Source organism: Polynucleobacter sp. es-EL-1 (assembly GCF_018687975.1).
Taxonomy (GTDB): Bacteria; Pseudomonadota; Gammaproteobacteria; order Burkholderiales; family Burkholderiaceae; genus Polynucleobacter.
In genome coordinates this window covers 589467-606976 of record NZ_CP061310.1, presented here as the reverse complement: position 1 = coordinate 606976, position 17510 = coordinate 589467, and the positions used below count along the sequence as shown (strand labels likewise).

The 17510-nt window shown below is 46.7% G+C and carries 17 protein-coding genes and 2 tRNA genes; 12 read left to right on the top strand and 7 right to left on the bottom strand.

Annotated features, from left to right (window positions below; translation table 11 throughout):
- Window positions 1-44: 44 nt before the first annotated feature.
- Window positions 45-2018 (bottom strand): acetate--CoA ligase, encoded by a 1974-nt coding sequence (acs, locus tag FD974_RS03165; RefSeq protein ID WP_215365720.1) that lies wholly within the window; start codon window positions 2016-2018, stop codon window positions 45-47.
- Window positions 2019-2184: 166 nt separating this feature from the next.
- Here acs and FD974_RS03160 point away from each other — a divergent pair, with 166 nt between their 5' ends.
- The 5 genes from FD974_RS03160 to FD974_RS03140 are packed head-to-tail and all read left to right on the top strand — an operon-like array spanning window position 2185 to window position 6362.
- Entirely contained in the window at window positions 2185-3708 is a 1524-nt protein-coding gene (locus FD974_RS03160; protein ID WP_215365718.1) for a fumarate hydratase, read from the top strand.
- Window positions 3709-3746: 38 nt separating this feature from the next.
- Complete coding sequence (murI, locus tag FD974_RS03155) at window positions 3747-4556, top strand: glutamate racemase (RefSeq protein ID WP_215365716.1); 810 nt, start codon at window positions 3747-3749, stop codon at window positions 4554-4556.
- 17 nt (window positions 4557-4573) lie between these two features.
- Window positions 4574-5248 (top strand): energy transducer TonB, encoded by a 675-nt coding sequence (locus FD974_RS03150; RefSeq protein WP_251374652.1) that lies wholly within the window; start codon window positions 4574-4576, stop codon window positions 5246-5248.
- 5 nt (window positions 5249-5253) lie between these two features.
- Window positions 5254-5946, top strand: coding sequence for a MotA/TolQ/ExbB proton channel family protein (locus FD974_RS03145; RefSeq protein WP_215365712.1), 693 nt, complete (start codon window positions 5254-5256; stop codon window positions 5944-5946).
- A gap of 2 nt (window positions 5947-5948) precedes the next feature.
- Window positions 5949-6362, top strand: coding sequence for a biopolymer transporter ExbD (locus FD974_RS03140; RefSeq protein WP_215365710.1), 414 nt, complete (start codon window positions 5949-5951; stop codon window positions 6360-6362).
- On the opposite strand, the gene FD974_RS03135 is transcribed toward FD974_RS03140, so the two are convergent.
- Together FD974_RS03135 and FD974_RS03130 are read right to left on the bottom strand one after the other, a co-directional pair.
- Entirely contained in the window at window positions 6359-6763 is a 405-nt protein-coding gene (locus tag FD974_RS03135; RefSeq protein WP_251374651.1) for a hypothetical protein, read from the bottom strand. The genes FD974_RS03140 and FD974_RS03135 overlap by 4 nt on opposite strands.
- 69 nt (window positions 6764-6832) lie before the next feature.
- Window positions 6833-6921: transfer RNA gene (locus FD974_RS03130), tRNA-Leu, on the bottom strand.
- A 133-nt stretch (window positions 6922-7054) separates the two neighbouring features.
- Between FD974_RS03130 and FD974_RS03125 the strand changes: the two genes are divergently transcribed.
- The 7 genes from FD974_RS03125 (at window position 7055) to FD974_RS03095 (ending at window position 14024) form a co-directional block, all read left to right on the top strand.
- A complete protein-coding gene (locus tag FD974_RS03125; RefSeq protein WP_215365708.1) occupies window positions 7055-9514 on the top strand; it encodes a penicillin acylase family protein in 2460 nt (819 codons plus the stop codon).
- A gap of 52 nt (window positions 9515-9566) precedes the next feature.
- Complete coding sequence (locus FD974_RS03120; RefSeq protein WP_215365706.1) at window positions 9567-9974, top strand: surface-adhesin E family protein; 408 nt, start codon at window positions 9567-9569, stop codon at window positions 9972-9974.
- Window positions 9955-10380, top strand: coding sequence for a hypothetical protein (locus tag FD974_RS03115; RefSeq protein WP_215365704.1), 426 nt, complete (start codon window positions 9955-9957; stop codon window positions 10378-10380). The genes FD974_RS03120 and FD974_RS03115 overlap by 20 nt, the downstream gene beginning before the upstream one ends.
- Window positions 10381-10465: 85 nt before the next feature.
- A complete protein-coding gene (gene purU, locus FD974_RS03110; protein ID WP_215365702.1) occupies window positions 10466-11320 on the top strand; it encodes a formyltetrahydrofolate deformylase in 855 nt (284 codons plus the stop codon).
- A gap of 24 nt (window positions 11321-11344) precedes the next feature.
- Window positions 11345-11695: a CidA/LrgA family protein gene (locus tag FD974_RS03105; RefSeq protein WP_215365699.1), complete on the top strand. Its 351-nt coding sequence runs from the start codon at window positions 11345-11347 to the stop codon at window positions 11693-11695.
- The gene (locus FD974_RS03100) at window positions 11695-12420 is read left to right on the top strand and encodes an LrgB family protein (RefSeq protein ID WP_215365697.1); all 726 of its coding nucleotides are present in this window, start codon (window positions 11695-11697) and stop codon (window positions 12418-12420) included. The genes FD974_RS03105 and FD974_RS03100 overlap by 1 nt, the downstream gene beginning before the upstream one ends.
- Window positions 12421-12434: 14 nt before the next feature.
- Window positions 12435-14024, top strand: a complete 1590-nt coding sequence (locus FD974_RS03095) for a gamma-glutamyltransferase family protein (protein ID WP_215365695.1) — start codon at window positions 12435-12437, stop codon at window positions 14022-14024.
- Window positions 14025-14031: 7 nt separating this feature from the next.
- On the opposite strand, the gene FD974_RS09785 is transcribed toward FD974_RS03095, so the two are convergent.
- The 4 genes from FD974_RS09785 to dusA form a co-directional block, all read right to left on the bottom strand.
- On the bottom strand, window positions 14032-15357 hold the full coding sequence (locus FD974_RS09785; RefSeq protein ID WP_215365693.1) for an ATP-dependent RecD-like DNA helicase: 1326 nt from the start codon (window positions 15355-15357) through the stop codon (window positions 14032-14034).
- Window positions 15358-15376: 19 nt separating this feature from the next.
- Window positions 15377-16147, bottom strand: a complete 771-nt coding sequence (locus FD974_RS03085) for an SUMF1/EgtB/PvdO family nonheme iron enzyme (protein WP_215365691.1) — start codon at window positions 16145-16147, stop codon at window positions 15377-15379.
- A gap of 60 nt (window positions 16148-16207) precedes the next feature.
- Window positions 16208-16283 (bottom strand) — tRNA-His (locus FD974_RS03080).
- 64 nt (window positions 16284-16347) lie between these two features.
- Window positions 16348-17445: a tRNA dihydrouridine(20/20a) synthase DusA gene (dusA, locus tag FD974_RS03075; RefSeq protein WP_215365689.1), complete on the bottom strand. Its 1098-nt coding sequence runs from the start codon at window positions 17443-17445 to the stop codon at window positions 16348-16350.
- Window positions 17446-17510 lie beyond the last annotated feature (65 nt).

The window sequence follows — 17510 nt, the reverse complement described above, 5'->3', positions numbered from 1 at the left end:
TACGTTTGCCGAAAGGGTTTGCCCCCAAAAGCCTATTTAACCAATTACACAGACTCTTTGAGTTGCTCCAAAATTGCTGGATTTTCAAGGGTAGATGTGTCCTGAGTAATTTCTTCACCCTTAGCGATCACGCGAAGCAAGCGACGCATGATTTTGCCAGAACGAGTCTTAGGCAAGTTATCACCAAAGCGCACGTCCTTAGGTTTAGCAATCGGGCCAATTTCTTTGCCGACCCAATTACGCAACTCAGTAGCAACCTTCTTGGCCTCTTCGCCTGTTGGACGGCCACCTTTAAGAACCACGAATACGCAAATAGCTTCACCAGTGAGTTCATCTGGGCGACCTACCACTGCAGCCTCAGCAACCAATGGGTTAGCAACTAAGCAAGACTCAATCTCCATAGTGCCCATACGGTGACCAGAAACGTTCAAGACGTCATCGATACGACCTGTAATGGTGAAGTAACCAGTTTCTTTATTACGAATTGCGCCGTCACCTGCTAAATACAAAGTGCCACCCAACTCTTCTGGGAAATACGATTTCACGAAACGATCAGGATCACCCCAAATTGTCCGAATCATGGAAGGCCATGGACGCTTTACAACCAAGATGCCGCCATTGCCATTTGGTACATCAACACCAGCCTCATCCACAATCGCTGCCATGATGCCAGGCAAAGGTAATGTGCAAGAACCTGGAATCATTGGGGTAGCACCCGGCATAGGTGAAATCATGTGACCGCCAGTTTCTGTTTGCCAGAACGTATCGACGATTGGGCAACGTGAACCACCAACATTCTCGTAATACCACATCCAAGCTTCTGGATTGATTGGCTCGCCAACTGAACCTAAGAGGCGTAAGGAAGATAAATCATAGCTCTTTGGATGCACTGCTTGATCGTTGCTTGAAGCTTTAATCAATGAACGAATTGCTGTTGGAGCTGTGTAGAAAATAGTTGCTTTGTGCTTGGCAATCATGTCCCAGAAGCGGCCAGCATTTGGATAAGTCGGCACACCTTCAAATACGATCTCAGTTGCGCCAACAGCCAATGGGCCATAGGTGATATAGGAGTGACCTGTCACCCAGCCAATGTCGGCAGTACACCAGAACACATCGTTAGGTTTGATATCGAAGGTCCACTTCATTGTGAGAATGGCCCACAACAAGTAACCACCAGTTGAATGCTGAACGCCTTTTGGCTTTCCAGTTGAACCAGAGGTGTAAAGAATAAATAAAGGGTGCTCAGCACTAACCCACTCTGGCTCACAAGTAGTTGCTTCATTCGCAACAATTTCTTGCATCCATACATCGCGACCCGCTGTCATTGTGACATCTAAACCGGTACGCTTATTAACGATGACATGCTTGACCTTAGGGCACTCGCCTGTGGAAAGCGCTTCATCGCAAATTGCCTTTAATGGCAATGCTTTACCACCACGGAACTGTCCATCAGCAGTAATTACAGCTACTGCGCCGACGTCAACAATACGATCACGCAATGCTTGAGCAGAGAATCCGCCGAACACTACAGAGTGAATTGCACCAATACGAGCACATGCTTGCATTGCCACGATACCTTCGATGGTCATCGCCATATAAATAATGACGCTATCACCCGACTTAATGCCCATCTTGCGAAGTGCATTTGCCATCTTGCAAACGCGCTCGAGTAATTCTTTATAAGTTACCTTAGTAACTGAGCCATCATCTGCTTCAAAAATGAGGGCAATCTTGTCGCCAAGACCGTTTTCAACTTGACGATCCAAACAGTTGTAAGAAGCGTTGGTGGTGCCATCTTCGAACCATTTATAAAAAGGTGCTTTTGACTCATCAAGAACTTTAGTGAAAGGCTTCTTCCAAAAAATATTTTCTTTAGCAAGGCGACCCCAAAAACCCTCATAGTCCTTACCGGCTTCAGCACACAGCTTGTTATACGCATCCATTCCAGGAATGGCAGCCCCCTTAACAAAGTCTGCTGGTGGGTTAAATACGCGGTTTTCTTGCATTAATGGTTCCATGCTTCACAGCCCTTCTATTGAATATTCAGTCATCTTATTCTGCAAAAATACCGCAGAATCAGGGGAACGTATTCCCAAGAGCTAATAAGATAAGTGAAAACACGCAGTAATTGCTCTATGGCAAACCCTTAAAATAGAAGAAACCTTACAAAATAAGCCCCAAACCATGACCAATATCAAACAAAACGACCTTATTCAAAGCGTTGCTGACGCATTTCAGTTCATCTCCTATTACCACCCTAAGGACTTCATTTCCGCCATGGGTAATGCCTACGAGCTAGAACAAGGTGCTGCAGCCAAAGATGCCATTGCCCAAATTTTGACCAATAGCCGTATGTGCGCCGAAGGTCATCGCCCACTTTGCCAAGATACCGGTATTGCGGTGGTATTTCTCAAAATTGGCATGAATGTGCAGTGGTCAGATGCCACCATGAGCGTTTCTGAGATGGTGAATGAAGGCGTAAGACGCGCCTATATGAATCCAGATAACCCATTGCGTGCCTCAGTTTTGACGGATCCAGCCGGAAAACGCAAAAATTCAGGGGATAACACCCCGGCAGTTATCCATTATGAAATCGTTCCAGGTGATGATGTTGAGGTGATCTGTGCCGCAAAAGGCGGCGGCTCTGAGAACAAAGCCAAAATGGTCATGCTCAACCCTTCTGACTCCATCGTTGACTGGGTGCTGAAAACCGTTCCCACCATGGGTGCAGGTTGGTGCCCTCCCGGCATCTTGGGCATCGGCATTGGCGGTACCCCAGAAAAAGCCATGCTCATGGCTAAAGAGTCTTTAATGGGCCCTGTTGACATTCAAGAGCTCATTGCTCGCGGACCACAAAATCGGATTGAAGAGTTGCGTTTGGAAATCTTTGAAAAAGTAAACCAGCTTGGCATTGGCGCTCAAGGTTTGGGTGGCTTAGCGACCGTGCTCGATATCAAGATCATGGACTACCCAACTCATGCAGCCTCTCTACCAGTGGCGATGATCCCTAACTGCGCGGCGACCCGTCACGTGCATTTCCATCTACATGGTGATGGACCAGCAAAACTGGAGATTCCATCTTTATCCGATTGGCCAGATGTGACTTGGACACCAGATACCAAGAAATCTAAGCGCGTGAACTTAGATACCTTGACCGCTGAAGAGGTAGCCAGTTGGAAGGAAGGTGAAACGCTGCTGTTAAATGGAAAAATTTTGACTGGTCGCGATGCAGCGCATAAGCGTATTCAAGATATGCTTGCCAAGGGTGAAGAGCTGCCTGTCAGCTTTAAGAATCGTGTGATTTATTACGTCGGTCCCGTTGATCCAGTTGGCAGTGAAGCAGTTGGTCCAGCTGGCCCGACAACCTCCACACGCATGGATAAGTTCACCGAGATGATGTTAGCCAAAACCGGTTTGATTTCGATGATTGGCAAAGCAGAGCGTGGTCCTGCCGCTATTGAAGCGATCAAGAAACACAAATCGGCTTATCTCATGGCTGTTGGTGGCGCCGCCTACCTCGTGTCCAAGGCGATTCAGACAGCCAAAGTGGTTGGCTTCGCTGATTTGGGAATGGAAGCCATTTATGAGTTTGATGTGAAAGATATGCCAGTGACTGTCGCAGTGAGCTCCGATGGAACCTCCATGCATGACATCGGCCCCAAAGAGTGGCAAATGAAGATTGGGAAGATTCCAGTCGTAGTTGCTTAAGTTTTTAACTCAATATTTTTTATTAAGCGATCAGCCACTTGGCACTCATCGGGGTATTTGATTCTGGCGTTGGAGGCTTATCCATCTTGGATGAGGCTCTGCGCCAACTACCTGAACATGATTACATTTATTTAGCTGACTCTATTCATGCGCCCTATGGGGAAAGATCAAGCGAGTGGATTGCTGCTCGTAGCTTAGAGCTCTGTCGATTTCTGGCCTCGCAAGGTTGCAACGCGATTGTTGTTGCCTGCAATACTGCGACAGCTCAGGCAATTGCCCATATTCGCTCAGAGCTCATTGATATTCCGATTATTGGTGTGGAGCCTGGCATTAAACCAGCTGCGCTGCAGTCTTCTAAAGGCATCGTTGGCGTATTGGCAACTGAAGCTACATTGAAGAGCGATAAATTCAATGATTTGCTAGGCACACTGCCAAGCAGCTGCCAATTCATTAAACAAGCAGGCGCTGGATTAGTACCGCTTATAGAGTCAGGCCAAGCCAATAGTGAAGAAACGCTTGAGCTCCTCGCCAAACATTTGGAGCCGATTCAAGATGCAGGTGCAGACACCCTAGTATTAGGCTGCACTCACTACCCCTTCTTGAGAAAATCGATCCGAAAGTTGCTCGGTGACTCCATTAATCTCATCGATACGAGTGATGCAGTGGTTCGGCAACTAAAGCGCAAATTAGAAACTTTGCATCCAGATGCTGATAGTGATCGTTATGGCAGCATCAAGTTCATTAGTAGCAAAGATGCAAAAGCCTTATTAAACATGTCACAAGAATTAATGCAATCCAATCTGAGTCAACATGCTCTCGAATGGCAATTGGAGCTCAGCTTTAAATGAGGACGATTTTTAGCCGTATGAATGCATTTCTGCCATTCAATAAGACTGAGCGCATCATCCTTGCCATTGTCATTGGTCTACATCTACTCTTCTTGATAGGCTTTCAAAGCAGTATGAAGCCAGATCACGATAATGATCTAGACGAGACGAGGGTCATGGCTAATCTGGTTAGCCCAGAGGCAGCGCAAACACCCCCGGCACCACCACCTGCCGCCCCTCCTCCCAAGCCAAAGCAAGAGAAAAAGAAGGCTGTCAAGGAAAAAGTATCGCAGACACCCGCGCCCACTAAGGCCCAACAAGCCGCCGAAAGCCCACCAACACCTCAGCAGTCTAGTAGTGAAGCACAAACACAAAGCGCGGCCGTTGCCCCTTCTACTAGCTCCGGAGCCAGTGGTACACCGATTCAGACTGACATTGGTAAACTCATTGTCGTATACCAGCCAGATGCAGATGCCTACTATCCATCTTTTTCCAAGCGCTCAGGAGAGCAAGGTGAGGTAGTAGTAAAGCTGATTATTGATGAGGGTGGAAATGTTGAAGATATTGCATTAATGCGATCAAGCTCTTTTCCACGCCTTGATCGAGCAGCAACTGAAATTGGCAAACGCTATCGTTTTAAACCGTATGTAGTGAACGGCTCACCCACCAGAATTTCTACTAACCTATTAATTAAATTTAATTTAAAGAATTAATCAATATGAATACACCATTTGGTTTGGCTAATTTATGGCTTGAAGGCGATGCTGTAACTCGCTTTGTTGCGCTGACCCTATTAACCTGCTCAGTAGTGACCTGGGTAATCCTACTATCACGCATTTGGGATTTGAGAAGACTACGCAAACTCACAGCAGAGCTCGATCAATTTTGGCGAGCAACTTCTTATGAGCAGGGGCTCAGTGCATTTACAAATTCAGTGAGCAATCCTTTTTATCAAATTGCTAAAGCAGCAAGCACTGCATCTATTCACCATCAGAGTCAGTCTAGCAATCACCGTGAACTCCTGCAAACCTTGAACTATTCTGAGTGGATGTCAAGAAGCATCAAGAACAGTATCGACAGTGTTGCTGCAAGTCTGCAAAAGGGACTAACTTTTCTAGGGTCGACTGGTGCTATCACTCCATTTATTGGCCTATTCGGAACTGTCTGGGGCATCTACCATGCCCTCATCGCCATCAGTAGCTCTGGCAGCGCGCAAATTGATCAGGTAGCTGGCCCTATTGGTGAAGCACTCATCATGACTGCGCTTGGCTTAGCAGTCGCGATTCCAGCGGTTCTCAGCTTTAATGCTTTAAACAGAGCTAATAAATTATTTGTTGCAGACCTCAATCGTTTCGGCAATGACTTACTGGCATATTTTGTCACTGGTGCGCGAGTAAAGTCTGGAGAATAAGAATGTCTTTTAACCTACAAGACAATCAAAGTGATGATGCCATCATGGCAGAAATCAACATGACTCCCATGGTGGATGTCATGTTGGTGCTCCTCATTATTTTTATCATTACCCTACCAGTGATTCAGCAGGCCGTGAAAGTAGAATTACCCAAGGCAAATAGCGTACGTAATGAAGTTAAGCCAGAGTCAGTTCAACTTTCCATCGATGCTCAAGGTCAAATTTTTTGGAATAGCACACCGATTGATTTAAAGACTTTCGATGGCTATGCCGAGAAAGCTGCTCAGAAAGAACCACAGCCAGAAATTAATCTACGGGCTGATAAATCGGTGAAGTATGAATATGTTGCTCAAGTACTCGCAGCATCACGGCGTGCGGGACTCACTAAACTAGGATTTGTTACTGAGCCGAATTAGTTTTTTGTATTAGCTGCTGGAATACATTTTTCCTCATACAACTTCGTGCCTTCACCTAAGCTGGCGGACAGAATTCCGCCTTTAATCGTCTCCGCTTTTCTCAATCGACCAGTGGCACGATTAATCGTGATCGCTGTGATGACTGAACCAGCCCCATACTGAACTCCGTCAAAGCTCTCTGGTGGAAAGTGCGCCTCAATTGAAATCAGCACTGTGGATTCAGTGATCAGGACGTTCTTAACTATTTGTCGACCAAGTTCATCTGATTGATCTAAGTCTCGATCATCAACAAGGACTTTTGCCTTTTGATTTTTTGACGCAGGAATCAGCTTGAGATCGTAGGTCTCGGTGTAATTCTTTTCTGTACGCTCACAAGTAAAAACCAGAGGCTCTACCGCCAAACAGGGAGTGGCAAATAGTAATAGTAGAAGAATAGAGAAGTATTTCAAGGATGCCTGAAATCAATCGATTGGTGCCCGAGGCCGGAATCGAACCGGCACGACTTTTTTGAGTCGGCAGATTTTAAATCTGCTGTGTCTACCGATTTCACCACTCGGGCCCGCGCGAGCAATGAAGCCACGCTAAATAAATCAAGACAAACAAAATTTTAGCATGCGCAGACCTCAGAGGGTCTCAAGACTGGGTTGGCTAGGGTTTATCGATTGACAAACCAAACCAACTAAACTATTCCTATGAAAATATCCCATACCAATATTGGCCTCAAAACCCTCCTAAAAGGGATTTTCTGGATTGGCTCTGGGGTACTTCTCTGCCTTGCAATTGCTGTGATGACATACTTATTCTCAGCAAAGACAAGTCCTTCTGGCAAGCGGGTAACGAAGAGCTTAGGTGATGCGGTCGTCATTACTTTTGATGCAAGCGATATCCCACATATAAAAGCGAAAACGTCAACAGATGCACTTTTTGCCTTAGGCTATCTTCATGCCAGTGAGCGCTCATGGCAATTGGAGATTAATCGACGCCTTGCCAGCGGCCGCCTCTCAGAAATTTTAGGCAAGGAAACAATTTCCATTGACCGTTTCATTCGAAGCTTAGGCATTAAACATGCCGCAGAAAAACAGTTTGATCGTTACCCCATAGCTACAAAAAGATTACTGCAATCTTATGCGGATGGCGTGAATGCTGGTAACGCTCATTTGGGTTGGGCCTTACCTGTGGAGTATTTTTTAACAGGCTCCAAACCAGGTCACTGGTCTCCAAGCGATAGTGTTGCGTGGATGCTCATGATGGCTCTTGATCTTGGTGGCAATTGGCATAAAGAATTACAGCGCTTGGAGCTATCGCAATTTCTCTCAACCAAGGAAGTCTGGGAAGTTATGCCTCCCTATTCACCTGGGGAAATGGTAAGCAACCTGGATTTTGCAAAAATGTACCGCGATATTCAGGTGTTTAATCCGCAGCCTGTTACTCGCCAACAAAAGTCTAAAAAATTACCCTCAACTGAATTAACCTTCATTGATGCACCCGGCGGTAAAGATGGCATTGGCTCTAATAATTGGGCGCTTAATGGCAAGCTCACTATTTCTGGAAAGCCATTACTCGCTAATGATCCCCATCTTGGATTGTCAGCACCTGCTATTTGGTACTTTGCACACCTAGATGCTCCTGGCCTGAATGTAATCGGCGGCACTCTCCCTGGCATACCAGGAGTGGTTTTAGGAAGGACGGATAAATTTGCGTGGAGCTTTACCAACACCGGCCCCGACGTCCAAGATCTCTACATTGAACAACTAGACCCCAAAAATCCTGGCTCCTACCGAGGGCCAGATGGACCTTTGCACTTTAAAGTTCGCCAAGAAATCATTGACATTAAAGGTGAACCACCTTTACGTTTTTTGGTAAAAGAATCACGTCATGGGCCCATTATTTCTGAGTCCTATGCTCGTGCTAAGCGAGTCATTGACACCGATCGATTTGCATTGGCACTACGCTGGACAGCTTTGGATATAGAGAATCAGTCTGTTGCCGGATTGCTCGAAATGAATCACGCAAAAGATTTGGATGGTTTTAAACAAGCATTACGCAAAAATTATGCGCCCATGCAAAACGTTGTCATGGCTGATATTGATGGGAATATTGCATTTCAGGCAGCAGGCGTTGCTCCTAAGCGCACCCTACACCAGGGCCTTTATGGCCTAGCTCCTGCGCTTGGCTGGGAAAAGCAGTATGACTGGTCAGGCTACGTTCCATTTGATCAGCTTCCAAGCAGCAATAATCCTGAGAGCCACTGGATTGCTACAGCAAACCAAAAAGTAGTTTCTAGTAATAATCCCAATCCTTTGACTGGTGACTGGGATCTACCTACCCGCTATGATCGCATTGTTGAGCTGATTCAAGCTAAGCCGACCCATGATCTGGCCTCGATGAAGGTGATGCAGGCAGATACCCTATCTTTAGGCGCTACACCTTTACTCAAGCTTTTTAAGTCTTCGCAGTCAACACATGCTTTGGCCAATCAAGCATCGGAGTTCAGTAAAAATTTTGATGGCAATATGAAGGTGGACAGTATTGGTGCGCTCATCTTCAATGCATGGGCAGACCAACTCACCCGCCACCTTTTTTCTCGCTTGAGCTATCTCTTTACTGAAAATTACGGTGCGCGCCATTTTAGGCAAGCCCTCACTTTGCAACTCGAGAATCCCAATAGTCCATGGTGCGATGATCCTAAGACCAATCAAGCAGAGACGTGCGCCATTGCAGCCAATCTTGCGCTTGATAAAGCATTAGAGCAACTGAGTAAGCAATTTGGTAGCAACCCTCAAAATTGGGTCTGGGGTAACGCGCATACCGCCGTCTCTGAACACCGGCCCTTTAGCAAGGTTCCTTTATTGGGGAGTCTTTTCAACTTAAGCCAACCTTTTCCGGGTGATAGCTTTAGCGTGAATGTTGGACGTCTTGAACTCTTGAGAGCCGATAACCCCTTTGAAACAAAACAAGCACCGAGCTTGAGAACGGTTTATGACCTTGCTGACCTAGAGCAGTCCCTCTTTATTTACCAGTCTGGTCAATCTGGCTGGGTACAGAGTAAGCTTTATCGCAATATGAGCCCACTGTGGGCTAAAAATGAATATTTACCACTACAAATGAAAGCAGCGAGCACCGGCCGCCAACTTGAGCTTAATCTGAAGTAAATGAATCCGGTCGGTTTAAAATGAATCTATATCAATTAACACGATAAGCCCCATGAAAAAAATATATTCTTTCACCCTCTTTACTGCTTTATGTGTACTCCCGATTGCCCATAGCTCTGCCGCCTGGAAAGAATTAGGATCAAATGCACTTATGGTGGTGTACGTTGATCTGGATACGATTAGTGATGTTGGCGAAAAAGCCCAAATCATGTCTATGCTGGACTTTAAAAAGCCTGGCGTAAACCCAAAAACCAAACAGCCCGTCAATTCTATTATTGGCATTAATGAATACAACTGCCCTGCAGTGAGCTATCGCCCTATCGAATACAAAGAGTTTTCCGGCAACAAAGGTACGGGCGATGTCGTCTCAGACAATAAAACTCCCGATAGCCAATTCGAGCCCGTTGTGAACGAATCCTGGGCCGCTGGAGTATTTAACGTTGTCTGTCAGCGTAAGTAAGTTCACTCGAATCCTAGCTATTGTGGGCAGATCACAAGCTTCGCTTGGGTCTGCTTTTTTATTGCGCGGCCTAAGCATTGCCGTTCTCATTAGTACCACAGGCTGTGCGGCGCCATTAATGGCGCTTGGTAGTAGCACTACAGCAGTTGCCAGTTCAGCCGGCACCGCGGCAGCCTCGGTCGCGGTAGCGAACCCCAGCACTGCGGTCAGCGCAGTCTCTACCGTAACCACCGGAAAATCCCCTCTTGAACATGCTGCTTCAGCAGCAACCAAACAAGATTGCAATTTTCTCAATGCCCTAGGGTCTAAGCCGATTTGCACAGATATCCCCATCCCCCAAATCAAGGACATGAGTGAACCCTATCCTGGGCCTGCTGACCTACCCACCCTCGATAAGCAAAAATAGTCATTGAACTAGCAACAGTTATACGGAAATCGGCATAAGCAGTCTAAAATTGAGGGTAACAATATTCCATCAAAATAATTGAGCAATGACAACTGAAAACTACTATCTCACACTGACCTGCCCCAATCGCCCTGGCATTGTTGCTGCAGTTTCTACCTATATTTTTGAATTGGGTGGCGACATCGAGGAGGCGCAGCAGTTTGATGACAAAGCATCAAAACGGTTTTTTATGCGCGTTAGCTTTAGTTGCGCCGCTGATGCAAAGACACTACGCGACGGCTTTGTAGACATTGCGAAACGCTTTGATCTCACGTGGAATTTACGTGCAGTGAAAGAATTAAAGCGCGTACTCATCATGGCATCAAAATTGGATCACTGCCTAGTAGACCTACTCTACCGTTGGCGCATTGGTGAACTGCCGATGATAATTTGCGGCATCGTATCGAATCATCCACGTGATGTGTATGCCAGCATTGATTTTGCGGATATTCCGTTTTATCACTTGCCAGTAACCCCAGAAACAAAAGCGACTCAAGAAGCAAAGCTACTGGAAATCATTGCGGACTCAAAAGTCGATATGGTCATTTTGGCGCGCTACATGCAGATTCTTTCAGATAACTTATCGACTCAATTATCTGGACGCTGTATTAACGTCCATCACTCCTTCTTACCTAGCTTTAAGGGTGCTAAACCCTACCACCAGGCCCATGCCCGCGGTATCAAGCTCATTGGCGCAACCGCTCACTTTGTTACTAGCGACCTAGATGAAGGCCCAATCATCGAGCAAGATGTCACCCGAGTTACCCACGGCGATACCCCAGATGATTTGGTGCGTAAGGGTCGCGATTTAGAGCGTACTGTTTTATCTCGCGCCCTACGCTACTACCTACATGATCGCGTTCTCATCAATGGCGCCACTTCGGTTGTTTTCTCAGACTAAAACACATCACGAGGCTCATATCCGATGATCTCTGGCCTCGTTCAAATTCTGCTGTTTCAAAGTCTAGGCGAATTAGTTTCCAAATTTGCCCTGCCAACGCTTCCAGGCCCAGTGATTGGTTTGGTCATGTTGATTGTCTGGCTTGTCCTGCGCAAAGGGATTAATGCAGAATTGGCTATGGTCGCCGATGGGTTTAGTCAGTACCTAGGATTACTATTTGTTCCAGCAGCAGTGGGTGTCGTGCTCTTTCTTCCCCAATTACAAGAAAATGCGCTGGCAATTATTAGCGCCTTGGTTGGCAGCGTCATCCTGACCATTGCCACAACTGCAGTGGTTGCCAGGTTCTTAAGCCCCAAATCCGATGGAGAGGGCTAATGGGCGAAAAACACTCTATCGTTGAAATTTGGGTTTACCTCTCGGGAAGTCCATTATTCGCGCTCTTTATTACTTTAGCCGCTTACCAAATTGGTCTATGGGTTTATAAAAGTAGTAAACAAAATCCACTTGCTAATCCTGTAGCGATTGCCATTATTTTGGTTGCGAGCATTATTCAGTTACTCAAGATGCCTTATGCCACCTACTTTGAAGGTGCACAGTTTATCCACTTTCTGCTGGGCTCTGCGACAGTATCGTTGGCAATTCCGATTTACAGAGGCTTGAGTAGTTTGAAGGGTCGCTCCCTTCCATTGCTAGCCTCACTAGTTGCGGGCGGTCTAGTGTCAATCATCAGCGCTGTGAATATCGCTAAATTATTTGGGGCTGACAGCAGCATTACTGGGGCTATGTACCCCAAATCAGTTACAGCACCGATTGCGATGGGTATTGCTGAACGCATTAGTGTTTCACCAACTTTGACTGCAATCTTTGCTGTCACCACTGGAATATTAGGCGCCATTTTGGCTCCATTTATTCTGAATGCGCTTGGTATGAAAGCTTGGTGGCAGCGTGGATTTGCTATTGGCATTGGTGCCCATGGTATTGGCACCTCACGCGCCTTTAGCATTCATCCTGAAGCGGGTACTTATGCCAGTCTTGCAATGGGCATGAATGGTGTTATCAGTGCAGTTGCCATACCTATTCTTTATCACCTCTTTAACTAAAACCAAATAAAACTATGTTGATCTCCCCTCCTTACGGTGGTGGCCGCGCACCCGTACTAGCAAAAAATGTGGTTGCCAGCTCTCAACCTCTTGCCACTCAAGCAGGTATCGAGGTCCTGCAAAATGGTGGTAACGCAGTCGATGCTGCACTGGCAACGGCAATCACGCTTACTGTAGTTGAGCCCACCATGAATGGCCTGGGGGGCGATGGATTTGCCTTAGTGTGGGATGGCAAAAAGCTCCATGGTATGAATGCCTCTGGAAGAGCGCCAGCTGCTTGGACGCCAGAATACTTTGTCGGGAAATCAGCCATGGATCCGATTGGCTGGAATACGGTAACGGTTCCGGGCGTAGTTTCTGGATGGATTAATCTTTCTCGAAAATTTGGCAAGCTCCCTTTTGCACAGCTTTTTAAAAGGGCTATCGACTATGCAGAAAATGGCTTCCCTGTTTCACCAGTGATTGCGCGTCAATGGCGAGAGGCAATCCCTATTCTCAAAGATCAACCAGGTTTTGCTCAAGCATTTTTAATTGATGGGAAAGCACCAACTGCAGGACAAATTTGGCGCAATATGGCGCAAGCAAACACCTTACGTGAGATTGCCAATACCGAGGGTGAATCTTTCTACTCCGGCGCCCTGGCTAAGAGCATGGTCGAGTTTTCCCAAAGCACCGGAGGCTGTTTTACGCTTGCTGATTTTGCTGCTAATAAAACCGATTGGGTCGAGCCATTAGCGTTTGATTATGGCGAATACACTTTGCATGAAATCCCACCCAATGGCTCTGGCATTGTTGCGCAAATGACCTTAGGAATTCTGGAAGCGGCCAATGTGAAGCAATATCCTGCGAACTCAGCGCAGCGTATTCATTTACAAGTTGAGGCGATGCGCATGGCTTTTGCTGATGCTTATGCTTACGTATCTGATGCCAAGACAATGAATATGTCGCCTAGCGCACTCTTAGATCGTGAGTACTTAGCTAGTCGCGCCGCCTTAATAAATCACCAGCAAGCGGGAAGCTATGGCCCTGGAGATCCGCACTCTGGAGGCACAGTCTATCTTTGTGCTGCTGATAGCTCGGGCATGATGATTTCTTATATTCAATCGAACTTTAGAGGATTTGGTTCTGGGGTAGTTGCTCCCGGAGGTATCGCCTTTCATAATCGTGGCATGAGTTTTAGCTTAGTCGAGGGCCATCCTAATCAGGTTGCCCCAGGCAAGCGACCCTTTCACACTATCATCCCTGCATTTTTAAGTAAAGGTAATCAGCCTGCCATGGCATTTGGTGTCATGGGTGGCAATATGCAACCCCAAGGACATGTGCAGTTCGTCATGCGCTTTGTTGATGAGTACCTTAACCCACAATCTTGCTCTGATGCCCCGCGCTGGAGAATTGACGATCTTGGCAAACTCACGGTGGAGTCTTCAATGCCGACCGCAGTTGTAGATGGCTTAAAAGCCCTGGGTCACGACGTGATGATCATGCCAGCAAACAGCCTAGATTTCGGTAGCGCTCAAGCAATTGCACTATTAGGCGATCAAACTCAAGATGCTTATATTGCCGGAAGCGATCATCGGCGAGATGGTTTGGCTGCAGGGTTTTAAAGATTTATTAAGCTGGCAAGCAGTTCAAGTAAAAGCGCTTTACCTCTTGATCGCAACTCACATCCTTTGGCTGTATTGGGCGCTCTAGCGTAATACCCTCAATGGATGTGCAGCGACTTAAAGCAACGTAGACTTGCCCCGATGCAAATGCCCCCGAAGACAAATCGACCTTAATTTTGTCGAGTGTTTTTCCTTGGCTTTTATGAATCGTCACCGCCCAAGCCAACATCAAAGGAATTTGCACAAAGGTGCCAATAATATTGGGTGAGATTTTTCCAGACATCATGTCGTGGTCGTAACGATAGGACTCCCACTGGTGACCTTTAACTTCAACCGTATTGGCATAGGGTCCATTTTGAACTACCACCTTGACGCTATTGGGAAGCAATTCACGGACAACGCCGATCGTACCGTTCACCCAGCGTTTCGGAAAGTTACTATCTGTAGCGGTAAACATCACCTTTGCCCCAACCTTCAGCGTAAGGTGATTCGGTGATGGCAAATTACGATCATCCACGTTGAACTTACCCGTAGTATTGCCCGTATAAACCTTAGCCTCGGTATCCAAAGCGCGCAATCCAGCATGATTAATTTGATCAGCGCGTGCGTTTGTTGTCGTTAGAGTAATCGTTTGCTCATCAGCAGGCGCGGCATTGTGATAGCACTGATCATTGAGCACATTAAGAGCCTGAGCAATATCTTGATTAATGCGAATTTGATTCAATAAGCCCGCAAAGTGAGCATCTTTTTGGCGAAAGATTTTCGATAGCTCCACCATAGTCACATCTTTACGGTGCAATGCCATGGCGCAAAAGAAATACGGCCCCTCGTAGCCACGCTCAGCAAGCACTTGCATATCAGCATTCGATACTACTGGCGGCAATTGAAATAAATCGCCCACAAACATCACTTGAATTCCACCAAAAGGCTGGCTCTTGTGCGGTCCATTAGCACGCAAAAATAGATCCATAGCATCTACTACATCTGCCCTGACCATCGAAATCTCATCAATAATGAGTAGACGAATATCTTTGTAGAGACGCTTATCTTTTAAAGGCTTGATATCCTCTTCTGGAAATATCAAACGGGGAGGCAGTCGAAAGAAAGAGTGAATTGTCACCCCCTTCACTTGCAGTGCAGCCACACCAGTAGGCGCTACCACCACTACGTTACCAGGGATGTTCTCACGCAGATAGCCAATTAAAGTGGTTTTACCCGTACCTGCTTTACCACTTACAAAAATGTAAGGATCATGACGCTCAATAGCATCGATGACCTCCTGATACTCAGGGGTGATTTCAATTGAATTTGCATCAGGAATGGTTGTTGTCATTCCCTATTGTTTCATGGGATTAACTAACGCAACGAAAGCCAATATAGACCACAGCAATATCGCCTGATTTTGACTCTACATCGGACTCTTTTTGTCGCTCTGGTCCATACCACCATGAGGCGCCGCGAGTGATGTACCCACTACCCTGCTCTGTAGAGGTCCACTCCCAAACATTGCCACCCATATCAACTAAGCCGTTAACACCAGGCTTTGTAGTCCCAGCAGCTACATGCCCGGTACCGCGATTTAAGGCTCCGGCAGGGGCTAAGCCCTTGTAATTACCGCAACCACTTAGGCAATGTGAAACCGAGGGATTGGCGCCCCCTGGAAAGGGATAACGCTCGCCCCTGACGTAACCTGCAGATGGATTGGTACGTTGCTCTAAAAATGCGGCTGATGTCCACTCTGCATCAGTTGGCAAACGTTTTCCATAAAAGCGACAGATAGAGGCTGCTTCTGCTTGATTGAGATGTACAGCTGGCTCAGTATCTTGAGCAGGCACGCCATAAGGTGTTTTCCAAGTCCAGCCCGGCTTTTTAACAAAGCCTGCCTCATAAGATAAGCCACCGCCATTCTTTTCCGCCTGGCTAACAAACCCAGTCGCGTTGGCAAAAGTTTTGACATCGGCAATCGTCATCTCAGTTTGATCCCAAGAGAGATTGCCAACTTTGACAGTGGGAATTGTTGATACAGGAGCGCTATCGGCAGGAGCAGACCTCAACATAAAATAGCCTGCGATGATCGACAGTACAACACCAAAGAGGATGGGGAGAATATCGAATTTTTTCATCAAACTAATCTCAAAATAAAAGGCTCCGCACTGGGAGCCTTAGGATAATGCAATATTCGGTGGGGCGAACGACGGGGCTCGAACCCGCGACAACCAGAATCACAATCTGGGACTCTACCAACTGAGCTACGTCCGCCACTGAAGACATAGATTATAGCTTTTGGGCCAAAACCCTGTCAAAAAAGCCTTAGATGAAGGGTTTAGGCGGCCTCAAACTCAAATGCAGCCCAATCTCCAAGGGTAAGACTGGCATCTAAGAAAAAATCAGCAATGGCAGCTTTGCTCTGTACTTTAGCTAGTGTATGGTGATCAGATAGACGCTGACGCCAATATCTTGAGCCCGCCCTACCGTGCGCGAGACCCAAAATATGCCTAGTGAATGCCCCAATATAAAAAGGCTTCTGTTTTGCCTGGCACTCGTCAAACCAAGCTTGGACCTGCTTAACCAATGCGATCTGAATACGATGCCACTCCGTCTCACTAAAGAGATAACCGGCAGCTTCGCCATCACTATCAATCAAATCATCCCAGCCAAGTAGCATCGCCGGAAAATGATAGGCCGCCCTACCCACCATAAATCCATCAAAGTCATTCCAATGCGCTGCAATTTGCTCGTTATTTTCTAATCCGCCGTTGAGTAACACTTTGAGATGGGGATATTGCTTTTGCGCATCCAAGCGAAGCTTTGCTGCCACTTCATAATGCAAGGGCGGTTTACTACGATTTTCTTTGGGAGATAAACCTTTGAGCACAGCATTGCGTGCATGGATAGTAACTTGGCTAGCACCTGCATCAGCTACAGACAGGATGAAGTTCAAGGCAAATTGATAATCTTTTTCAGAGCCAGCAGCATCCATATTGTCCAAACCAAGACGATGCTTTACAGAGACTGGAATATCAACCGAAGCTTTCATCGCCTTGACACAACTAGCAACCAAATCAGGCTCAGCCATCAAACAGGCTCCGAATGCTCCCCGCTGCACACGCTCTGAGGGGCAGCCGCAATTGAGATCAATCTCATCGTACTTCCATTGCTGCGCAAGCTCTGCAGCCTTAGCAAGATCAGATGGCTCAGAGCCACCTAACTGCAACACCACAGGATGTTGATCTTGAGAATAATCTAAATGGCGTGGAACATCCCCATGAATGAGTGCGCCCGTTGTCACCATCTCGCTATAAAGCACTGCATTTTTAGTCAGAGCACGATGAAAGGAGCGGCAATGGCGATCCGTCCATTCCATCATGGGGGCAACGGCCAATCTTTTTTGTGAGGCAGGCGTATTTTGTTCAGTTGTCATTCAAATGCTAGATACAGTCCTGACGTGAGAGATCTGTATGAATAAATTAATAGCATCATTATCTC